Genomic DNA, 793 nt, shown 5'->3' on the forward strand with positions numbered 1-793 from the left:
CTGCCCAAAGTATCGCAGTGACCAACGGAACGGTAGCTATTGATGCCGCAGGCGTGATTACCTTCACCCCAGCAGCGAATTATACAGGATTGGTAAGCTTCCCATATGTGATTACCGATGGAACGGACACCGCTACAGCGAATGAAAACATTACGGTAAACGGAGCAAACGACGCCCCAGTAGCGGTTGATGATGCCTATACTACAGATGAAGACACCTCTGTTCAGTTATTACCATTAACAGGTGATACCGATGCCGATGGTGATACTTTAAGCATCGTATCGATTAACGGAACGGCTTTAACACCAGGCACGGCACAGTCCATTCCTGTAACCAACGGAATCGTAGCTATTGATGCCGCAGGCGTGATTACCTTCACTCCAGNATGAAAACATCACGGTAAGCGGAGTAAACGACGCCCCAGTAGCGGTCGATGATTCCTATACCACAGATGAAGATACCTCTGTACAGTTATTACCATTAACAGGTGATACAGATGCCGATGGTGATACTTTAAGTATCGTATCGATTAACGGAACGAACTTAACACCAGGCACTGCCCAAAGTATCGCAGTGACCAACGGAACGGTAGCTATTGATGCCGCAGGCGTGATTACCTTCACCCCAGCAGCGAATTATACAGGATTGGTAAGCTTCCCATATGTGATTACCGATGGAACGGCGACAGCCACAGCGAATGAAAACATTACGGTAAATGCAGTTAACGATGCCCCAGTAGCGGTCGATGATGCCTATACTACAGATGAAGACACCTCTGTACAGTTATTACCAT

Annotated in this window: 2 protein-coding genes; both read left to right on the forward strand. The window is 47.3% G+C overall.

The window, feature by feature from the left end:
• The first annotated feature begins 53 nt into the window (after positions 1-53).
• Positions 54-389 (forward strand): Ig-like domain-containing protein, encoded by a 336-nt coding sequence (locus ACFO5O_RS06090; RefSeq protein WP_465253850.1) that lies wholly within the window; start codon positions 54-56, stop codon positions 387-389.
• Between the two features lie 4 nt (positions 390-393).
• Positions 394-793, forward strand: a 400-nt coding sequence (locus ACFO5O_RS06095) for an Ig-like domain-containing protein (RefSeq protein WP_387961924.1), incomplete at its 3' end; no start/stop codon positions are given.

The sequence above is a fragment of the Geojedonia litorea genome (genome assembly GCF_042654525.1).
GTDB lineage: Bacteria > Bacteroidota > Bacteroidia > Flavobacteriales > Flavobacteriaceae > Geojedonia > Geojedonia litorea.